We start from the raw sequence: 19185 nt of genomic DNA, 5'->3' as shown, positions 1-19185 counted from the left end.
TTATCGTGCTGTTCTCATAAAACAGAACAGCGAGGGGTGGATTTTTTTATTAAATCTTACTATTGGAGGAAGCAAAACATGGAAAATAATGTATTGCAGCAATTAAAAGAAAATATCGCAAAGGTCATGATCGGAAACGAGCGCACGATCGAGCTTGTCCTGACCTGCCTTGTTGCCAAAGGTCATATCCTGCTCGAGGATGTCCCGGGAACAGGAAAAACGGTCATGGCGAAATCCCTTGCGAAATCCGTCGAGGCAGAGTTCGGCCGCATCCAGTTCACACCGGACTTACTGCCGTCCGATGTTACCGGTCTCAATTATTTTGATGCTAAAAGCGGAGAGTTCGTCTTTTCGAAAGGCCCTGCCTTCTGCAACATTCTGCTTGCCGATGAGATCAACCGTGCAACGCCGAAGACGCAGAGCAGCCTTCTCGAGTGCATGGCTGAGCGCCAGATCACCGTGGACGGTGTGACACGGCCGCTTGAGGAGCCGTTCCTCGTCATCGCCACGCAGAACCCGCTCGAGACGCTCGGAACCTTCCCGCTGCCGGAGGCGCAGATGGACCGTTTTTTAATGAAACTTTCGATGGAAGCATTAAGCCCGGCGGAAGAGACACAGATGATCGCCCGTTTTCTGACCGAGGAGCCGCTCGCCGAGCTGTCGTCCGTCTGCCAAAAAGAAGAAATCCGTGCCCTGCAGGAGGCGTGTAAAGAAGTCTACCTGCATCCGGAACTGGTACAGTATCTCGTCCACATCGTACAGGAGACGAGAGTCAACAGCAAATTTGCAAGCGGTGTGAGCCCGCGTGGAACACTCGCATTTTTACGTGCCGTACAGGGCCACGCGCTGGTGCAGGGACGAAACTACGTTGTGCCGGAGGACTTCAAGACCGTGGCTGTTCCGGTACTCGCACACCGTCTCACCATGCAGATCGGCGCAGACGACGGAAGAGCCGCAGAATCGGTGATCGAGGAAATTTTAAACCGCATCGGTCTGCCGACCGAAAACTGGTCAGGAAGGTAACGGACTATGCTTCTTTTATTACTATTTGGAATGGCGCTTGCCTGGTTTCTGCAGAAAAAGCTGTACCAGAAAAACTGGCAGAAAAATCTGAAAATCCAGGTCAGCTTCCAGGATTCTGCGATCTATGAGGGCGAGGAGAGTACGTTAAAAGAGGTCGTCGTAAACGACAAACTGCTGCCGATTCCGGCACTCGAGCTTGGCATTTCGATGAGCCGCAATCTGGAATTCGACCGCGAGGCAAAAGCAAACGCGAGCATCACCGACCAGAGCTACAAACGCGATGTCTTTTCGTTCCTGTTTCATCAGCAGGTCACGAGAACACTGCCGTTTCAGGCGAAAAAACGAGGATTCTACGAGATCACCGGTGCGCATGCCGTAGCGTACGATCTTTTTTTCCGGGAGGGTCTTTACAGCGATTACCCGCAGCAGACACAGATGTACGTTTACCCGCGCCAGGTCGATACTGCACGGATTCAGATGATCTGCCGTGCCGTGTCGGGCATGGTTCTGTCACGGAATCGCCTGTACGAGGACCCGTTTGAATTTTCCGGTATCCGCGATTACCGGAAAGAAGACCCGATGAACCGCATCAACTGGAAATCGTCGGCACGGATGGGAGATCTGATGGTCAATCAGTTTGACGCGACGACGAGCGTGGAAGTTACGGTGCTTCTCGATATCGAGGACGCCAACATTCTGCGCGAGGAAGCGCAGGTCGAGGAGAGCATCCGCATCACGTCTTCGCTTGCGGCGCGGATGGTGAAAAACAAGATGAATCTGTGGGTGAAGAGCAATGCGAAAGATGAGGAGACCGGCGAGGAGCTGCGTGTCCATCTGGCAGCGGGCGCCGGAAAAACAGCGGAGCTGAACCGGAAACTGGCGTGCGTGCAGCTTGGGGGCAATCTCACAGGCAGCGCGGAGTTTCTGCACAAAGAGGCGGAAAAAGAGCTCACCGGCCACACCTACGTTGTCGTATCCAAAAACAGAACCGATGAGGTCCGTGAGGCGCTTCATCTGCTCTCTGGTGCGCAGAACCAGGTTCTGTGGGTGATTCCGTATCTGCCGGGCGAAGAAGTTCCGTCGGAGCAGAACCGTGCGTACACCGCAATCGGCTGGGAGGTGAAACCATGGAAATAAAAAAGACACCGGTACAGATCCCGCTGACCTGGCTTCATGTCTGGCTTTTATTCGCCGGCATCTATGGCTTTGCCGCCGGTTTTCTGGAGCTGACGGGAAGGGAGGCGCTGTATTTCTGCGCCATATCCTTATTGCTGCTGATTCCGGCCGCTGCAAGCTGGATTCTGATCCGGAAAACGAAAGCACTCTGGCAGTTTCTGCTTGGCGGAATTGCGGTCTGCGCGGTGACGTATCTGGCAGCGAAATTTTTCTGTTCCCTGTTCAGTGTGCAGGCGGCAGCGGTAATTGAAGCGGCTGCGGCGGCAAACGATGGAAAAAACAAGTTTGAGAACGGTATTTCTCCTGCATTTCTGGAGAGCCTTTCCGGCGTGATGACGGGTCTTATGGCCGCTGTGATTTTCCTGATCCGCGGCTATGTCAGAATCCGCAAAGGCCAGTTAAAGAAAGCAGCGCAGGAACTGCCGGCCGGCTCAATGCCGCTGGCGGATATGGAAGCGTGGGAGATCCCGACGCTCCTCGATGAGCCAAAGCCCCTTCATTTTCTCTGGTTTATGATACAGTATGTGATCGGTGTGCTGATGAAAATGCCGTTCTACTGGCATCTGATCTACTGGTTTTTCTTTGCAGATGTATTCCTGTGCTTCTTCTGCCAGTACCTCGACGGCATGCACGGGTTCATCCGTGACCATCAGAAAATCGCCAATCTCCCGGTGGAGACGATGCAGCGGACGGGAAAACTGATCCTGAAAATTGCAGTACTCCTTCTGGTACTGTTCGTGCTCCCATCGGCGCTCTACGGAAAGGATCCGATTGCGGAGCGATCGCAGGTTATGAGCCGAAAGAGCTGGAAAGCGATCTTACGATCGAAACACCGGAGGCCGAGACGCCGCAGGGCATGGAGCAGGCCGATCTGTCCGATATGCTGGGGGACAAAGAGTACAAACCGATGCCGCAGTGGATCCAGAATCTTTTTACGGCGGTCATGTATCTTGTGATGGTTGCCGTCGGAATCGCGGTTCTGCGGGCGATTTACCAGAGCGTAAAAAATGCGGGAAAAGCCTTCTCAGAGGATGAGGAGGACGAAGTTCTCTTCCTGCATCAGGGAAACGACGAACGGGAAAATCTGCCGTGGCGGCGGGAAAAGAAAGAGGGCTATCTCTCCCCGAATATGCGTATCCGCCGGCAGTATAAAAAAACGATCAAAAAAGCCGGAAAATACCAGCCGACCGGAGCCGAAACCCCGGCGGAGCTGGAAGAGAGAAACGAGCTTTCCGGCGACGGTATGAGACGGCTGCACGACGGCTATGAAAAAGCCCGTTACAGCCGCGAGGGCTGCACAAAAGAAGAGGCGGAAGCGCTGCGGAACTGATTTAAAACCAGTTCCCGGCAGCGGTCCACAGCCAATAGAGAAAGCCGAGCAGCCAGCTTGCAAAGACACCGTACAGAATGACAGGTCCGGCGATGGTGAAAATTTTCGCACCGATGCCGAAGACCTGTCCTTCTTTTTTATATTCAATCGCAGGAGCTGCAACCGAGTTGGCAAAGCCGGTGATCGGGACGAGCGCACCGCAGCCGGCAAAGGTGACGATTTTCTGATAGATGTTGAGGCCGGTTAAAATCACACTGCTAAGGATCAGAATCAGCGAGCACCAGGAGCCGGCGTCATCTTTGCTGAGCGAGAACTGCGTTTTGCCGATATGGAGCAGAATCTGCCCCACGACACAGATCAGACCGCCGACGATAAAGGCTTTTGCCATATTGCAGAAGAGATTCTGCTTTGGCGTCACCTCTTTGACAAACTGTTCGTATTCTTTTTTTGCCCGTTCACTTTTTAAACTCTGCATCACATCTTACCTCCAGTTCTTATTGAAATCCACTTGCAAAATAATAGAGAGAGCCCGCGATTTTCCCTGCCGCCATGCAGAGAATTACAAACGGCAGTCCGCGCGTCAGTCCGATCCGGCGGCAGAGGATCGAAAACAGGTTGACGACTTCGCCGAGCGCGATGATCCAGCTTCCCAGATAAATGCCCGCAAAAAGCCAGAACACACCGGCCGTCCAGGAGGGCAGGGAAAACGAGAAGGTGCCAAGCGAGAAAAGATCGCCGAACAGCGCCCCGGCCATACAGCAGCATTCGTAAAAACGCAGGCTCCCTGCTGTCTTTGTGATGCCGGCGTACCGTGTCACGATGCCAAGGCCGATCACAAGCGCGACAAGGCCGCTCGCGATGAAAAAGCCAAGGCTAAGACCGGCTGTGATCAGCAGGATCTCTGGCAGGATTCGCATGAAAAGCCTCCTTTCCTTTACCGGAGCGGTCGTTCTGTTCGATAATGGTCGTATCGATATCATCCTCGTAGACCCGCATTTCCACCTCGAGCGGCGTCGGGTCCTGCGTGAATTTCCGCCGTCCGAAATGGTTGAAATAGAGCACGACGCCAAGGCCGATGCCGATGGAATATGAAATTTCCAGCACCGAAAATCCGGGCGTCATCTGCGGGAGAAAACGGGTGTAAACATCCAAAAACAGCTCGCGGACGCCGATGTCGGTGTGGAAGGTCATAATGGAAAACGCAGTTCCGATAAACGTAAGGATGCCGACCAGAATCGTTTTGCACCAGCTGATCCAGGTGTTTTTCTGACGCGGATCCTCGTACGTTAAAATAAAATTCGGCTCGCCGATGTGGGTGACATCGACGTGCTCCTCGGCCTCCGTGACGAGGCGGACGAGGGTGGAGGCGGAGCAGACGTAGCGCCCGTATCCGTCATCGGGAAGATGCGCCACGCGGCGGACCTGATTGCGGGCGAGGACAGCGCCGTCTGAACAGGAAAGCTGCGCCACATCGCCGAGCGTCACGACGGGACTGGTGATTTTGATATTCCGCTCCGTCTGAAGATACAGCATTTCACTCATGAAAAACATTCCTCTAAAAGTTTCTGAAACAGGATTTTTGTGCTACAGCGTACAGAGTTCCCTAAAACAGGAAAATCATGCGTAAGAATGGAAAAAACGGAAATACTGAAGGTCAGAAATGGTAAGACGCAAAATAAGAAAACGGAGGAATTTGCCGATGAGACAGATGACAGGAAAGCAGAGCATCTCGTTTGCCAAAGCCGTCTATATCGAGGGCAGCGCGGCGATTGTAGGAGAAAAGGAAAAGGATGGACCGCTGGGCGAATACTTTTCGCACACGCTTTCGGACCCGATGTGCGGGCAGGAGAGCTGGGAGGAGGGCGAGAGTGAACTGCAGCTTGCCACCGCGAAGCTGGCAATGCAGAAAGCCAATGTGAGGCCGGAGCAGATCCGCATGATTTTTGCGGGCGATCTTCTGGCACAGTCAATCGCATCATCGTTCGGTCTGGTGGATCTGAACTGCCCGCTCTACGGCCTGTTCGGTGCCTGCTCGACGATGGGAGAGGCGCTTTCGCTTGGCGCGATGGCAGTCGCGGGAGGATACGGTGACCGGGTGCTGGCGGTGACATCGAGCCACTTTGGAACGGCGGAGAAGGAGTTCCGTTTTCCGCTCGCCTACGGAAACCAGCGCCCGCCGTCCGCGAGCTGGACGGTGACGGGAAGCGGCGCGTGTGTGCTTGGAAAAACGAAGAGCAGAGTGAAAATCACGGGCGCTACGACGGGAAAAATCATTGATTACGGGCTGAAAGACAACCAGAACATGGGCGCCTGCATGGCCCCCGCTGCGTGCGATACGATTGCACAGAATCTCGTCGATTTCAACCGGGAACCGGCCGATTACGACCGCATTGTGACGGGAGATCTCGGCGTTGTGGGGCGGGAAATTCTGCTGGAGCTGCTGAAGAAAAAAGGATACGATATCTCGGAACAGCACAGTGACTGCGGCATGCTGATCTTCGATCCGGCAAAACAGGACACCGGCGCGGGCGGAAGCGGCTGCGGCTGTGCGGCATCGGTGCTGGCGGAGTATCTGCTGCCGAAGCTGGAAAACGGAGAGTGGAAGAGGATTCTGTTTGTACCGACTGGTGCGCTGATGTCGAAGGTCAGCTTTCAGGAGGGCAGCAGCGTGCCTGGTATTGCACAGGCGGTTGTAATCGAGCGGGAGGAGGATGTGTAAAATGGGAACGTTTATGGAATATTTCAATGCCTTCTGGGTCGGCGGCCTCATTTGTGCCCTGTGCCAGATTCTGCTCGACCGCACGAAAATGCTGCCGGGAAGAATTATGGTAACGCTTGTGTGCACGGGCGCGGTGTTGAGCTTTATGGGACTCTACGATCCATTTGCAGAATACGCCGGGGCAGGCGCGTCGGTGCCGCTGCTCGGATTCGGGCATCTTTTGTTTCAGGGAGTAAAAGATGCCGTAAAAGAAAGCGGATTTTTAGGATTGTTCCAGGGCGGATTAAAGGCGGGGGCTGTCGGAACATCAGCGGCGTTGATTTTCGCGTATCTTGCAAGCTGGATTTTCCAGCCGAAGATGAAAAAATAGCAGGTGAAAAATTGCGCAGAAGCAGGCGGACTGATATAATAAAGAAAAATGCCGCAGAAAAAAGCAGAATCGCAGCGGCAGGACGAATACAGAAAAAAGCGGGTGTTTTGCGGAAAAAACATCAAAACACCCGCGACAGGAAGAAAGGAAGTCTGCAATGAAGACAAGAGAAGAAGCGCTATCCTATGGCCTTTCCTTCCCGGACACATATCAGGAAGCACCGTTCCACGATGACAACTGGCAGCTCATCCGCGTGAAAGGAAGCAAAAAGGCATTTCTGTGGGTCTATGAAAAGGACGGAATCATTCAGCTGAATGTAAAAGCAAACCCGGAATGGCGGGACTACTGGCGCGATGCATTCGCGTCAGTTATCCCGGGATATCATCAGAACAAAGAACATTGGAACACGATTCTCCTCGACGGAACCGTACCCGATGACGCTGTGCGTACCATGATCGCCGAGAGCTACGACATCATCACGGACAGCCCGACCAAAAGAATCTATGAGGCGGTAAAGCAGATTCCGCGCGGAAAAGTGGCGACATACGGCCAGATAGCAGCGCTTGCAGGCGAGCCGAAGATGGCGCGTGCCGTGGGAAACGCCTTACATAAAAACACAGATCCGGAGCACATTCCATGCTACCGTGTGGTAAACTCCAAAGGCGAACTGGCCGCGGAATTTGTCTTCGGCGGCGCCGGGAAACAGGCGGATATGCTGGAGGCAGACGGCATTGTGCTGGAAAACGGCCGCGTCAATTTAAAGAAGTACGGCATCAACGTGGAAGAGATGCTGGCACAGCGGGAGCTGGAGCAAAACTGAAAAAACAGGATGCACAAAACAGCGAAAGACCGGAACGGCAGAGGAAAATGTCCGTTTCGGTCTTTCATTATGTTTGGCTTATAAAATTAGAAAATACAATTATTTCGCATTGAATACATACTTATCCATACGGTCAAATGCCTCTTTCACAAGCACATGCGGCAGTGCCAGATTCAGGCGGATCGCATACGGTCTGTGGAACGGCCGTCCGTCCTGCCAGATCACGCCGACAGCAACACCGGCTTTCAGCAGTGTATCCATATCGGTATCATGCTCCTTGCACCACTCCTCGCAGTCGAGGTACAGCATGTACGTTCCTTCTGGTTTGGAAAGCTTCACGCCCTTGAAATGCTCGAGAATGTAGTTGTACGCATAATCCGCATTCGATTTCAGCACTTCGCGCAGTTCATCCACCCACTGGTATCCCTCCGGACGGTAAGCGCCGATCAGCGCATGAACAGAGAGTACGTTCGGAGAATTGTAGTGAGAAAGGGACGAAGCCTTCTCCACACGGTCGCGCAGCATGCGGTTGTAGATGATGTGGTAGGAGCCTACAAGGCCAGCCAGGTTAAAGGTCTTGGACGGTGCATAAAGTGCGATGGTGCGCTCGCGTGCATCCTTCGAAACGGACTGCGTTGGGATATGTTTGAAGCCCGGCAGTGTCAGGTCAGACCAGATCTCATCGGAGATGACAACGCATTCATTTGCTTTGTAAATTTCCATCGCCTTTTCAATTTCCTCGCGCTCCCAGACACGGCCTGTCGGGTTGTGCGGAGAGCAGAAAATCGCGAAATGAATGTTGTGTTCTTTTAACTTGCGGTCCATATCGGCGTAGTCCATACGCCATACGCCGTTCTCATCCTGAACAAGATCGGAGAGAACGATATTGCGTCCGCAGTTCTCAAGAACACCGGTAAAACCGATGTATGTCGGGGAATGCAGAAGAATGGATTCGCCCGGGGATGTAAAAGCGGCAGCAGCCGAAGCAACACAGCCGAGCACGCCGTTCTCATAGCCGATCGCCTCACGCGGCAGATCTTCCACACCGTTGCGCTCTTTCTGCCAGCGGATGATGCTGTCAAAATATGCATCCGGCAGATTAAAGTAGCCAAAATGCGGTTCGTTGACTCTCGCGTGAATTGCTTCCTGAATGGTCGGAAGAGACGGGAAGTTCATGTCGGCCACCCACATCGGGATGCGGGAGAAGCCCTCTTTGACTTCCGCACCCGGAATCGGGATCTGATCGACAGCGATCGAATCGTGGCCGCTGCGGTTCATCAGAGATGTAAAATCGTATTTCATTGGTAAAAACCCTCCTTTGTGTTTGCTGTGCTCTCGAAGTAAAACCAAAAGCACATGGAAAACCGGATGCAGCTTCCTTTCCTCGCTGAAAGAAAAACCTGCAGCCGGCTGAATACAAATATTATAACACGGAGGGGAATTTTCGTAAACAAAAGAATGCTTTATTCGGCACCATTTATTCCGCGCCGATCCAGTTATCGCGGTTGATTGCTTCCGTGTGGCTGGTGCTTTCGTTCATGATTTTCTGCAGATCCGGCCGGTCATAGTTGACAATGCCCTTTCCGAGATATTCATGGCTGCCGCGCCGGAAGACGCTGACGACATCGCCTTTCTTAAAATCGCCTTCGACTGCCACGATGCCTTTGGGAAGCAGGCTCTTTGCCTGAACAGCAAGTGCTTCTGCGGCACCCTCATCGACGTAGAGGTTGCCCGCACTCGGCGCATAGAATGCCATCCACTGCAGACGCGTTTTCATGTTGTGGCCGCTGGCGGTAAAGTACGTTCCTTTTGCGGTTCCTTTCACCGCACGCACAATGTTGTTTTCCTCCGCCGAGGAGCAGATCAGAACCGGCACACCGGCTCTTGTGGCAAGCGAAGCGGCGGAGAGCTTCGTTGTCATGCCTCCCGTTCCGTTGCCCGATCCCGCACCGCCTGCCGCAGCAGTGAGCTCCGGCGTGATCTCATTTACCACGTCGATATGGCGCGCATTCGGGTCACTCTTTGGATTGGCAGTGTAGAGCCCGTCGATATCGGTCAGCAGAATCAGAAGCGATGCATGCAGCATCGCAGCCACCTGGGCGGAGAGCGTGTCGTTGTCGCCGACCTTCAGCTCCTCAATCGCGATCGTATCGTTCTCATTGATGATCGGAATCGCACCGCGCCCGAGCAGGACGGAGAGGGAGCCGAAGATATTTTTATAGCGGCGGCGGTCCTCAAAGTCACTGCGGTTCAAAAGAATCTGCGCACACGGAATCTGGTACGCCATCAGATTTTTCGTGTATTCCTCCATCAGAAGGCCCTGGCCGACAGCAGCGGCAGCCTGTTTATCGGCAATTTTCGTCGGCCGTTTTTTAAAGCCGAGACGGGAAAAGCCTGCGGCGATCGCACCGGAGGAAACGAGAATCACATGGTGGCCTGCCGTCTGCAGCGCGGCAAGCTGGGTCGTAATGTTCCGTATTTTTTCAGCATCCATGGTTCCGTCTGAGAGTGTCAGGGAGCTGGTGCCGACTTTCACAACTATCGTCTGTTTTTCCATCATGAAAACCTCAAATGTAAGAAATGATAAGAAACGTTGTTTACGGGTGACAAAACATCAATTACAGACACTTTAACACAGTACTGTGTGAGAGTCAAGAAGATGCGGAATGGTCGTTACATTTTTCGTGAAAGATCTGCAAAAAGATAGAAATTTGTTGCTGGAATTCTGAAAAAGTATGGTAGAATAGAAAACGAGAAAAAGGTGTGTGCAGAAATACATTTTTCCTGAAAAACAAAAGAAGCGGAAAGAAGTCCGGCACACGACGGAGGGAGTCAAAGATGGAGGAAAAAACAGAAGAAAGAGGCAGAGGCTGCATGACAACGCTGTGCTACATCGAAAAGGATGACAGCTATCTGATGATGCACCGCACGGTGAAAAAGAACGATGTCAACAAGGACAAGTGGATCGGCGTCGGCGGCCATGCGGAACTTGGCGAAAGCCCGGAGGAATGCCTGCTGCGTGAAGTAAAAGAGGAAACCGGCTACACGCTGACGAGCTGGCGTTTCCGCGGTCTCGTTACCTTTGTGACAGAGGCAGAAAACAGCAAAACGGTGGAGTACATGGAGTATATGTGTCTCTACACGGCAGACGGATTCACGGGAGAACCGACTGCATGTGATGAGGGCGAACTCGCCTGGGTGAAAAAAGAGGACGTCCTGCACCTGAATCTGTGGGAGGGAGACAAAATCTTTTTCCGCCTTCTGAATGAAGACGAGCCGTTTTTCTCCCTGAAGCTGCGGTATGTGGGCGACACGCTCGCAGAAGCGGTGCTGAACGGAAAACAGATGGAACTTTTTGAGGAGCGCTCAGGCGACGGCACGCCGACCGGAACCATCGTAGAACGCGGCGTGGCGCACAGTGAGGGACGGTGTCACGGAACGGCACATATCTGGATTGCACGGGCGAATGAGAAGAGCGGCTGTGAGGTACTGCTGCAGAAAAGGAGTGCCTGGAAAGATTCGAATCCGGGCTGCTACGATATTTCAAGCGCCGGCCATCTTTCGGCGGGCGATACATATTTGGAAGGGGCTCTGCGGGAAATCGGCGAGGAGCTCGGCATCCACGCAGAGGCAGAGGAGCTGAGGGATCTTGGCCTGCTGGAAAAAGTATCACACGGTGTTTTTTACGGAAAACCGTTCCACGATCATGAGGTCAGCGCCGTGTATCTTTACACGAAGCCGGTCGAGGCGGAAAAACTGCATCTACAGGAGTCGGAAGTAGAAGCAGTCCGCTGGATGGATCTCAAAGAGTGCCAGAAGGCGGTAAGAGAAGGAAGCATTCCCAACTGTATTGATATCCGGGAACTGGAAATGATTGAAAAAGCGTGGTTCGCCGGAGAAAAAACAAAAGATGAGGAGTAAGAGAAGATGAAAGAAAATGGATTCATCAACGAGAAGCTGACCCCGAAGCACGAGGAAGAAGAGGCAGCAGCCACCGCTGAAAAATAAAAAGAAATGCATGAAAAAAGTCACCGGTTCGAAATAGAACATGGTGACTTTTTTGGATATCGCGTAAATGAAATTTATTTTTTTATTTCGCTGCTGCCTTTACCTGGCTAAACAGTCCGGATTTCTGAAGAGCCGGACGCAGTGCCATGTAGATGACAACGGAAGCGATGGTGGAAAGTACGGCGTTGATGGAAGTTGCCGCTACGTTCCAGCTTAAGGTAACCTCTGCTGCCGGTTTTCCAAGAAGAACCAGTTTGTAGAAGTAACCGATGAGCGGATCGAAGATCACATTGAACAGAAGTCCGCCGATGGCTGCAAGCAGTGCCCATTTGAAGATCTGTTTCTGATCGGTCTGCTCGTTGATTTTACCGATTTTGTGTGCGATCAGTCCTGCGATGAGGCCGATGCAGAATTTTAAGATGAAGGTCTTTGGTGCGTATACCACATAGACCGGATCGAGAAGATCTCCGATGGTCATGCCGATCGCACCGCCGATTCCGCCGTAAACACCGCCGAGAATTAGCGCACCGAGCACACAGACAGCGTTTCCGAAATGGATTGAGGTGGCATCTCCGCCTGGCAGCCAGATTTTGAACTGCAGGAAGGTGAAGACAACGTAGGAAAGGGCTGCAAAGACACCTGTCATTGCGATTTTCCAGACTTTTTCATTTTTCATAACAACGCACTCCTTTGGTATCTGGAACTTTCGTTCCTTGATTGCACCCTATTATAGGGAGTGGTGGCATGAAGAAAAAGTTCCAATTCCGGATTTTTTGACCAGACCAGTTATTTCCGGTACGATTTCATTTTTTCGTGTTCTTCTTTTAATTCTCTGTAGAGCTGCAGCGAATTCCACGCCTGGTTCTGCGTTGTGACGATGGCTTTGAGGGCGATCGGCGGCACTTTTTTCCGGCGCATTTCGGTGAGAAAAAGATCAAGTTTCCGCTCGGAAAAGCCGGCCATGACCATCATTGGTTCATCAAATCCGGCGCCGTCATAGGCTTCGGGGGATTCTGCAAATGCTTTATTTCCGGCAAGAAATCCGATCGACTGGAGATACTGTTCCGGTTCCACAATGCGCACGCGGATACCGAGCTTTAAGAGAACCGGCTTTAAAAGCACAGCTGTTTTCGTTCCTTTGATCTGATATAAGAGTACGGTTTCCATGAGAAAAATCCTTTCCACGGGCAGATTTCCGGATCAAATGCGCGGATGCCCAGAACTATGATATAAGAAATGTTTTGGAAAAACAATACTTTTATGGTATCATAGGAACGTACAATTCAGAACACGATAAATTTTGAGATAAAAGAGAAAGGAAACCAATAAAATGTGGATAGCAGATGGATGGAAAGATTATGAAGTGCTGGATACGTCCGGCGGAGAAAAACTGGAGCGGTGGGGAGATTACCTTCTGGTAAGACCAGACCCGCAGGTCATCTGGAACACGAAAAAAGAAAATCCGGGCTGGAAAAAGAAAAACGGTCATTATCACAGAAGCAGCAAGGGCGGCGGAGAATGGGAGTTTTTCCATCTGCCGGAGCAGTGGGAGATCAACTATAAAGACCTGACCTTCCGCCTGAAACCGTTCAGCTTCAAACACACCGGCCTTTTCCCGGAGCAGGCAACGAACTGGGACTGGTTCGGCGATCTGATCCGCCGTGCCAACCGCCCGATTAAAGTGCTGAACCTGTTCGCCTACACGGGAGGCGCAACGCTCGCAGCGGCCGCAGCAGGCGCAAGCGTCACACATGTCGATGCATCCAAAGGCATGGTCAACTGGGCAAAAGAGAACGCTGCCGTGTCCGGCCTTTCGGACAAGCCGATCCGCTGGCTTGTGGATGACTGCACCAAATTTGTCGAGCGCGAGATCCGCAGAGGCAACCACTACGACGCGATCATCATGGACCCGCCGTCCTACGGAAGAGGACCAAAGGGCGAGATCTGGAAAATCGAGGAGTCGATTCATCCGTTCATCAAGCTCTGCACGCAGCTCTTAAGCGATGACCCGCTGTTCTTCCTTGTGAATTCTTACACGACAGGACTTGCACCGGCTGTCCTGACGTACATGATTTCCCTGGAATTAAAACAGTACAAAGGCCACGTAGAAGCACAGGAAATCGGCCTTCCGGTCAAGTCGACCGGCCTTGTTCTGCCGTGCGGTGCATCGGGAAGATGGCAGTCTGACAACGTTTAAAACATCTTTTGGCAGCGGACGTATGTCCGTCATACGAAAAACATTTGGCTGAAATTGCAGGAAATGAAGTATAAAACTGCAAAAAGTGGGATAAAATGCTGAAAAGTGTATAAAACATGCAAGTTCTCCTTGACAGAAACTCATGATCTGGTAAAATGGTCTTTAGTTGAGCAAGAAACCTGAAAAACGGGTAAGGAAAGTACAAGGGAGGACGTTTCATGAAACCGTATATCGAATGGACCAAAGAAGAATTAGTTGCCGAGAAAGCCAGACTGGAGCAGGAATTTGCAGAGGTAAAAGCAAAAGGCCTCAATCTGAATATTTCCAGAGGAAAACCTGCAGCAGCCCAGTTAGATCTCACGGAAGGAATGCTTACCGTTCTCTCGAAAAATGAAGACACCTTCGCAGAAGATGGAACCGACTGCCGGAACTACGGCGTGCTGACCGGTATTCCGGAAGCAAGAAAACTGATCGGAGATATCTGTGAGGTTCCGGCGGAAAACGTCATCGTTTACGGAAACGCCAGCCTTACCATTATGTTTGATACCGTAGCACGTTCGTTCCTGAAGGGCGTTGCAGGCTGCACTCCGTGGAACAAGCTGGACAAAGTAAAATTCCTCTGTCCGGTACCGGGCTATGACCGTCACTTCGGTGTAACCGAGTACTTCGGCGTTGAGATGATCAATGTTCAGATGACGCCGGAAGGACCGGACATGGACATGGTAGAAAAACTCGTTGCAGAAGATGACGCCATCAAGGGAATCTGGTGTGTACCGAAATACTCCAACCCGCAGGGCTACACCTACTCCGATGAGACCGTCAGAAGATTTGCAAACCTGAAACCGGCAGCCAAAGACTTCCGTATTTCTGGGATAATGCATACATTATCCATCACCTGTATGATGACAGACAGGATCACCTGCTGAACATCATCGAGGAGTGCGAGAAAGCCGGAAATCCGGATATGGTCTATGAGTTCGTATCCACTTCGAAAGTAAGCTATCCGGGAGCCGGAATTGCAGCTCTCATTTCTTCTGAGGCAAACCTCAAAGAGGCACAGGAGTACATGAACTTCCAGATCATCGGTCATGATAAACTGAATCAGCTGCGCCATGTAAAATTCTTCCAGAACCTGGACGGCGTGATGAATCAGATGAAAAAGCATGCTGAGATCTTAAGACCGAAATTCGAGGCAATTCTGCAGGTAATGGATCAGGAGCTGAGCGGCCTTGGCATCGCTTCCTGGACAAAACCGAACGGTGGATACTTCATCTCCTTCGATGCGATGGAGGGATGCGCAAAGAAGATCGTTGCAAAGGCAAAAGAGGCCGGTCTTACCATGACAGGCGCGGGCGCAACGTATCCATATCACAACGATCCGCAGGATTCCAACATCCGTATTGCACCGTCCTTCCCGACACCGGAAGAGCTGGAAATCGCAGGTCAGGTATTCGTGCTGAGTGTCAAACTGGTCAGCGTGGATAAGATTCTGGAAAGCAAATAACAGATAAGTAAAAATACAAAAGCCGGATTCTCCCGGGGGACACAGTTTTTGTGAACTCTGGTGTGGGAGTTCCGGCTTTTTTCTATCAGAAAGTTAAAAAGAAATTTTCTATGGGACAGAAAGGAAAAACATGAAAAAGAAAGTAATAGGAATTGCCGCAGGAATCATACTCCTTGCGGCCGCAGGCGGTTACGCGGGCGTGGGGCATTACTATGCATCCCACTTTTTCCCGAAAACTGCGATCAACGGACTGAACTGCGCAGGGCTGACCGCAGAGCAGGTCAAAGAGGAAATTCAGAAGCACATTGTGGATTATACACTCAGCATTACCGAGCGCGGTGGAAAAACAGAGACATTAAGCGGCACGGAGATCGGCCTCACGTATGTGGACGACCACGCGGTGGAAAAACTGCTGGAGTCCCAGAATACTCTTGCATGGCCTGCATTCTATTGGAAAGAGAAAGAAAACCAGGTGGCGGCGGACTCTGTCTATGACAAAGAAATGGTGCAGGAAAAACTGCAGACGATGGAAGGGTTTCAGGAAGAACAGCAGGAAGCGCCGACGGATGCGTATCTGACGGATGACGGAACCTCGTACGTCATTGTGCCGGAAACAGAGGGCGAGCAGGTGGACTATGAGAAGGCGGAGCAGGCTGTCATCGAGGCGCTGGATGCCGGAGCGGCGAGCGTGGATCTGGAAGAAAAAGATGTTTACCGGAAACCGGACATTACGCAGGATGATGAAGCACTGAATGGGAAAATGGCGGAACTGAACCACCTGACAGCGGCGCGGATCACGTATGCAATCGGTGAAAACAGCTATGCCATAGACCGGGCGACCTTACAGAGCTGGCTCGTACAGGGGGAGGATGGAACCTACACGATTTCGCAGGACGAAGCGGCAGCTTTTGTGCGCCATATGGCGTATGAGACGGACACCTTCGGGCTGGCGCATACCTTCAAAACGAGTCTTGGCGCGACCATTAACCTGAATGCGGGCGGCGATTACGGCTGGTGCATCGACAAGGAGGAGACGACGCAGGCACTTCTGCAGGCGATCGAGGACGAAACACAGGGAAATCTCGACCCGGTTTACCTCTATACGGCCAATGACCGCTCGGCCAATGATATCGGAAATACATACGTCGAGGTGTGCATTTCCCAGCAGAAAATGTGGTGCTACAAGGATGGCGTTCTGGTGACGGAAACACCGGTCACAACGGGCAATCATGCGACGGGCTATGACACTCCGGCAGGCAGTGTCTGGGCGGTGGATGCGAAAAAAAGTGACTGTGATTTCAAGCTCTATCCGAGCCATGTCATGTTCTGGCTTCCGTTTAACGGCGACGTCGGAATCCACGATGCGAGCTGGCGTACCGAGTACGGCGGGGACATCTATCTGACGAACGGATCCCACGGATGTGTGAATACCCCATACACAGAAGCAGAAAAAGTGTTCAATGCTATTGAAATTGGTGACCCGGTTATCGTATACTATAGCCTGGATGATGTAACCGGGCCGCAGCCTACACAGAAAAACAGCCTGTAGGAAAAACGCTTAAGCATCACAGCAGAAGCACATCAAATAAAGGAGATTTTGATAGATGAAAATAGTAGTATTAGCTGGAGGAACCAGCACGGAACGTTCGGTATCCATTACATCGGGAACTATGGTCTGCAAGGCACTCCGCGAGAAAAACCATCAGGCAGTTCTGGTAGACGTTTTCTGCGGTATCGATGTGAAGGGGAACCTGGAAGATGTATTTGCAGAGGAGGCGTACGATATAGACAAAGCAGCAGAATATATGCACAGCTTTGATGCAGGATTAAACGAAATGATCGAATCCCGCCGCAGATTTTTCGGACCGAACGTACTGGAACTCTGCGAGGCAGCGGATGTTGTTTTCCTTGCCCTGCATGGCGCAAACGGAGAGGACGGAAAGGTACAGGCTACGTTCGATCTGCTCGGCATTCCGTATACCGGAACGGGCTATTTAAGCAGCGCCCTCGCAATGGACAAATCCATCACAAAACAGTTCTTCCGTGCACACCATGTGCCGACCCCGAACGGCGTGACCCTGAAAAAAGGCCAGGAGAGCGAGCCTTTGTCCGGCTTTGGCCTGGAGCTTCCGGTTGTCGTAAAACCGTGCTGCGGCGGTTCCAGTGTCGGTGTCTATATTGCACACACGAACGAAGAATACTGGCAGGCTATGAAGGATGCTTTCTCCTACGAACCGGAGGTTGTCGTTGAGGAGTATATCGAGGGAAGAGAGTTCTCCGTTGGCGTGGTAGACGGAAAGGCTTACCCGATCATCGAGATTGCACCGATCGAAGGCTTCTATGATTACACGAACAAATACAAAGCCGGAGCTACTGTTGATACCTGCCCGGCCGTACTGACGGAGGAGCAGACGAAAGAAATGCAGAAGCACGCAGAGGACGGCGCTGCCGCTCTCGGTATCGAAAACTACTGCCGTCTCGACTTTATGATGCGCAAGGACGGAAGAATGTACTGCCTCGAGGCAAACACCCTTCCGGGCATGACCCCGACCAGCCTTCTGCCGCAGGAGGCACAGGTACTCGGCATTTCCTATCCGGAACTCTGCGAGCTGCTGATCCAGCTTTCTCTCAGAAAAAGAGGTAACAACGCATGAAAAATATGACACTTGCGCACATCACAGAGGTGTGCGGCGGAATCTACTTCGGATCGGAAGAAAAGAAAACAGCGGAAGTCACGGATATCGTGACGGACAGCCGGAAAGCGGGAGAGGGAAGCCTCTTCGTTGCAATTCCGGGTGAGCGTGTGGACGGCCATAAATTTATCCCGAACGTGGCTTCCCAGGGCGCACTTGCTGTCATTTCCGAGCAGAAACTTGAAACACCGCCATGCCCGTATATCCTCGTGAAGGATTCCATGGAGGCCATTAAAGCAATGGCAGAATACTATATGCAGCAGCTCAATATTCCGGTTGTCGGCATTACGGGAAGTGTTGGAAAGACCAGTACAAAGGAGACGATCGCGTCGGTGCTGGCGCAGAAATACCGTGTGCTGAAAACGGATGCGAACTTTAACAATGAGCTGGGACTGTCACTTACTGTTTTCCGCCTGCGCGAGGAGGATGAGATGGCGGTTCTCGAGATGGGAATCGACGATTTCGGCCAGATGCACCGTCTGGCGAAGATCGCGCGCCCGGAGACTGCAGTCATCACGAATATCGGCTGGTGCCATCTGGAAAATCTGAAGACGCGAGATGGTATTTTACAGGCAAAAACCGAGATCTTTGATCATCTGCGTGAGAACGGGCACATTATCATCAATGGGGACGATGATAAGCTGTCTACTGTTGGAACGGTTCACGGCATCAAGCCGGTTCATTTCGGATTGGATGAAAAGAACGAATATTATGCCGATGAGATCGAGAGCCAGGGCTTCCGCGGCATTTCCTGCCGGATTCATACCCCGCAGGGGAGCTTTTCTGCACTGATTCCGATTCCGGGACGCCATATGGTTTACAATGCGCTGGCCGGAACCGCAGTCGGATGCACGTACGGGCTGACGCTGGAGCAGATCAAACAGGGAATCGAGACACTGCAGTCGGTGAGCGGAAGATTCCACATCATCGAGACAGGAAAATACACCGTTGTCGATGACTGCTACAACGCAAACCCGGTTTCGATGAAGGCATCTCTCGATGTTCTGAAAGAGGCGAAGGGAAGAAAAGTGGCTGTACTCGGCGATATGGGCGAGCTTGGAACCGATGAGGCAGCACTTCACGCCGAAGTCGGCACACACGCCGGAACCTGCGGCATTGACGCCCTCTACTGTGCGGGACCGCTCTGCGAGCATCTTGCAAAAGCGGCAAAAGAGGCAGACCCGAAACTGGAAATCCGCCATTTCGCAGACCGCGAGAGCCTGATGGCAGAACTGCCGAAGCTCTTACAGGACGGCGATCAGATTCTGGTAAAGGCATCGCATTTTATGGAATATGGAAAGATTGTGGAGATGCTTGAAACAGCACAGAAATTATGATAAAATTT

At 52.0% G+C, this 19185-nt stretch carries 19 protein-coding genes and 1 pseudogene; 13 read left to right on the top strand and 7 right to left on the bottom strand.

The genetic code is table 11. The annotated features are described in order from the left end of the window. Nucleotides 1-78: 78 nt before the first annotated feature. Genes DW965_RS08790 through DW965_RS08775 form a run of 4 tightly spaced genes read left to right on the top strand, consistent with a single transcriptional unit; the run spans nucleotide 79 to nucleotide 3529 of the window. The gene (locus tag DW965_RS08790; protein ID WP_117761619.1) at nucleotides 79-1023 is read left to right on the top strand and encodes an AAA family ATPase; all 945 of its coding nucleotides are present in this window, start codon (nucleotides 79-81) and stop codon (nucleotides 1021-1023) included. 6 nt (nucleotides 1024-1029) lie between these two features. Further along, entirely contained in the window at nucleotides 1030-2160 is a 1131-nt protein-coding gene (locus tag DW965_RS08785; protein ID WP_022461768.1) for a DUF58 domain-containing protein, read from the top strand. Next, complete coding sequence (locus tag DW965_RS08780; RefSeq protein ID WP_119198286.1) at nucleotides 2151-3155, top strand: hypothetical protein; 1005 nt, start codon at nucleotides 2151-2153, stop codon at nucleotides 3153-3155. The genes DW965_RS08785 and DW965_RS08780 overlap by 10 nt, the downstream gene beginning before the upstream one ends. Further along, nucleotides 3107-3529, top strand: a complete 423-nt coding sequence (locus DW965_RS08775; protein WP_119198285.1) for a hypothetical protein — start codon at nucleotides 3107-3109, stop codon at nucleotides 3527-3529. The genes DW965_RS08780 and DW965_RS08775 overlap by 49 nt, the downstream gene beginning before the upstream one ends. A gap of 1 nt (nucleotide 3530) precedes the next feature. Here DW965_RS08775 and spoVAC read toward each other — a convergent pair whose 3' ends face one another. From spoVAC to DW965_RS08760, 3 genes are read right to left on the bottom strand one after another with little or no spacing between them, the layout of a single operon-like run. Further along, the gene (gene spoVAC / locus DW965_RS08770) at nucleotides 3531-4004 is read right to left on the bottom strand and encodes a stage V sporulation protein AC (RefSeq protein ID WP_022461770.1); all 474 of its coding nucleotides are present in this window, start codon (nucleotides 4002-4004) and stop codon (nucleotides 3531-3533) included. Between the two features lie 19 nt (nucleotides 4005-4023). Next, entirely contained in the window at nucleotides 4024-4446 is a 423-nt protein-coding gene (locus DW965_RS08765) for a stage V sporulation protein AB (RefSeq protein WP_191901198.1), read from the bottom strand. Further along, nucleotides 4403-5071, bottom strand: a complete 669-nt coding sequence (locus DW965_RS08760; protein ID WP_055219984.1) for a stage V sporulation protein AA — start codon at nucleotides 5069-5071, stop codon at nucleotides 4403-4405. The genes DW965_RS08765 and DW965_RS08760 overlap by 44 nt, the downstream gene beginning before the upstream one ends. 157 nt (nucleotides 5072-5228) lie before the next feature. Between DW965_RS08760 and spoVAD the strand changes: the two genes are divergently transcribed. The 3 genes from spoVAD (at nucleotide 5229) to DW965_RS08745 (ending at nucleotide 7438) form a co-directional block, all read left to right on the top strand. Further along, entirely contained in the window at nucleotides 5229-6248 is a 1020-nt protein-coding gene (spoVAD, locus tag DW965_RS08755; RefSeq protein WP_055219982.1) for a stage V sporulation protein AD, read from the top strand. 13 nt (nucleotides 6249-6261) lie between these two features. Further along, entirely contained in the window at nucleotides 6262-6618 is a 357-nt protein-coding gene (locus tag DW965_RS08750; protein WP_117761653.1) for a SpoVA/SpoVAEb family sporulation membrane protein, read from the top strand. Between the two features lie 157 nt (nucleotides 6619-6775). After that, nucleotides 6776-7438 carry a methylated-DNA--[protein]-cysteine S-methyltransferase gene (locus DW965_RS08745; RefSeq protein WP_055220159.1) on the top strand — a complete coding sequence of 221 codons (663 nt, stop codon included), beginning with the start codon at nucleotides 6776-6778 and terminating at the stop codon, nucleotides 7436-7438. 99 nt (nucleotides 7439-7537) lie between these two features. On the opposite strand, the gene DW965_RS08740 is transcribed toward DW965_RS08745, so the two are convergent. Continuing rightward, entirely contained in the window at nucleotides 7538-8740 is a 1203-nt protein-coding gene (locus DW965_RS08740) for a MalY/PatB family protein (protein ID WP_055219980.1), read from the bottom strand. A 175-nt stretch (nucleotides 8741-8915) separates the two neighbouring features. Next, nucleotides 8916-9998 carry a glutamate 5-kinase gene (gene proB, locus DW965_RS08735; protein WP_226906324.1) on the bottom strand — a complete coding sequence of 361 codons (1083 nt, stop codon included), beginning with the start codon at nucleotides 9996-9998 and terminating at the stop codon, nucleotides 8916-8918. Nucleotides 9999-10276: 278 nt separating this feature from the next. Here proB and DW965_RS08730 point away from each other — a divergent pair, with 278 nt between their 5' ends. Beyond that, nucleotides 10277-11359 (top strand): NUDIX domain-containing protein, encoded by a 1083-nt coding sequence (locus DW965_RS08730; RefSeq protein WP_117802358.1) that lies wholly within the window; start codon nucleotides 10277-10279, stop codon nucleotides 11357-11359. Nucleotides 11360-11528: 169 nt separating this feature from the next. On the opposite strand, the gene DW965_RS08725 is transcribed toward DW965_RS08730, so the two are convergent. Continuing rightward, a complete protein-coding gene (locus tag DW965_RS08725; RefSeq protein ID WP_022461779.1) occupies nucleotides 11529-12122 on the bottom strand; it encodes an ECF transporter S component in 594 nt (197 codons plus the stop codon). A gap of 110 nt (nucleotides 12123-12232) precedes the next feature. Next, nucleotides 12233-12631: a DUF3783 domain-containing protein gene (locus tag DW965_RS08720; protein ID WP_226911627.1), complete on the bottom strand. Its 399-nt coding sequence runs from the start codon at nucleotides 12629-12631 to the stop codon at nucleotides 12233-12235. A gap of 145 nt (nucleotides 12632-12776) precedes the next feature. On the opposite strand from DW965_RS08720, the gene DW965_RS08715 reads away from it, so the two are divergent. The 5 genes and pseudogenes from DW965_RS08715 (at nucleotide 12777) to DW965_RS08695 (ending at nucleotide 19177) form a co-directional block, all read left to right on the top strand. Continuing rightward, entirely contained in the window at nucleotides 12777-13643 is an 867-nt protein-coding gene (locus DW965_RS08715) for a class I SAM-dependent methyltransferase (RefSeq protein WP_022461781.1), read from the top strand. Between the two features lie 218 nt (nucleotides 13644-13861). Next, a pseudogene (locus DW965_RS22100) lies at nucleotides 13862-15147 on the top strand (aminotransferase). A 130-nt stretch (nucleotides 15148-15277) separates the two neighbouring features. Beyond that, complete coding sequence (locus DW965_RS08705; RefSeq protein WP_117802359.1) at nucleotides 15278-16696, top strand: L,D-transpeptidase family protein; 1419 nt, start codon at nucleotides 15278-15280, stop codon at nucleotides 16694-16696. A gap of 55 nt (nucleotides 16697-16751) precedes the next feature. Further along, nucleotides 16752-17801, top strand: coding sequence for a D-alanine--D-alanine ligase family protein (locus DW965_RS08700; protein WP_055228033.1), 1050 nt, complete (start codon nucleotides 16752-16754; stop codon nucleotides 17799-17801). Next, nucleotides 17798-19177: a UDP-N-acetylmuramoyl-tripeptide--D-alanyl-D-alanine ligase gene (locus tag DW965_RS08695; protein WP_119198284.1), complete on the top strand. Its 1380-nt coding sequence runs from the start codon at nucleotides 17798-17800 to the stop codon at nucleotides 19175-19177. The genes DW965_RS08700 and DW965_RS08695 overlap by 4 nt, the downstream gene beginning before the upstream one ends. Nucleotides 19178-19185: the final 8 nt, after the last annotated feature.

Origin of the sequence: Blautia sp. AM47-4 (assembly GCF_003479865.1) — a bacterium.
GTDB classification, from domain to species: Bacteria; Bacillota; Clostridia; order Lachnospirales; family Lachnospiraceae; genus Fusicatenibacter; species Fusicatenibacter saccharivorans.
Note: the sequence above shows the minus strand (reverse complement) of the source record. Positions and strands in the feature narration are given on the sequence as shown.

Coding starts and splice junctions, on each gene's coding strand:
- spoVAD (WP_055219982.1), top strand. CDS start 5,229: ATGAGACAGATGACAGGAAAGCAGAGCATCTCGTTTGCCAAAGCCGTC.
- proB (WP_226906324.1), bottom strand. CDS start 9,998: ATGATGGAAAAACAGACGATAGTTGTGAAAGTCGGCACCAGCTCCCTG.
- spoVAC (WP_022461770.1), bottom strand. CDS start 4,004: ATGCAGAGTTTAAAAAGTGAACGGGCAAAAAAAGAATACGAACAGTTT.
- DW965_RS08780 (WP_119198286.1), top strand. CDS start 2,151: ATGGAAATAAAAAAGACACCGGTACAGATCCCGCTGACCTGGCTTCAT.
- DW965_RS08790 (WP_117761619.1), top strand. CDS start 79: ATGGAAAATAATGTATTGCAGCAATTAAAAGAAAATATCGCAAAGGTC.
- DW965_RS08725 (WP_022461779.1), bottom strand. CDS start 12,122: ATGAAAAATGAAAAAGTCTGGAAAATCGCAATGACAGGTGTCTTTGCA.
- DW965_RS08705 (WP_117802359.1), top strand. CDS start 15,278: ATGAAAAAGAAAGTAATAGGAATTGCCGCAGGAATCATACTCCTTGCG.
- DW965_RS08765 (WP_191901198.1), bottom strand. CDS start 4,446: ATGCGAATCCTGCCAGAGATCCTGCTGATCACAGCCGGTCTTAGCCTT.
- DW965_RS08745 (WP_055220159.1), top strand. CDS start 6,776: ATGAAGACAAGAGAAGAAGCGCTATCCTATGGCCTTTCCTTCCCGGAC.
- DW965_RS08775 (WP_119198285.1), top strand. CDS start 3,107: ATGCCGCAGTGGATCCAGAATCTTTTTACGGCGGTCATGTATCTTGTG.
- DW965_RS08730 (WP_117802358.1), top strand. CDS start 10,277: ATGGAGGAAAAAACAGAAGAAAGAGGCAGAGGCTGCATGACAACGCTG.
- DW965_RS08785 (WP_022461768.1), top strand. CDS start 1,030: ATGCTTCTTTTATTACTATTTGGAATGGCGCTTGCCTGGTTTCTGCAG.
- DW965_RS08695 (WP_119198284.1), top strand. CDS start 17,798: ATGAAAAATATGACACTTGCGCACATCACAGAGGTGTGCGGCGGAATC.
- DW965_RS08700 (WP_055228033.1), top strand. CDS start 16,752: ATGAAAATAGTAGTATTAGCTGGAGGAACCAGCACGGAACGTTCGGTA.
- DW965_RS08740 (WP_055219980.1), bottom strand. CDS start 8,740: ATGAAATACGATTTTACATCTCTGATGAACCGCAGCGGCCACGATTCG.
- DW965_RS08715 (WP_022461781.1), top strand. CDS start 12,777: ATGTGGATAGCAGATGGATGGAAAGATTATGAAGTGCTGGATACGTCC.
- DW965_RS08760 (WP_055219984.1), bottom strand. CDS start 5,071: ATGAGTGAAATGCTGTATCTTCAGACGGAGCGGAATATCAAAATCACC.
- DW965_RS08750 (WP_117761653.1), top strand. CDS start 6,262: ATGGAATATTTCAATGCCTTCTGGGTCGGCGGCCTCATTTGTGCCCTG.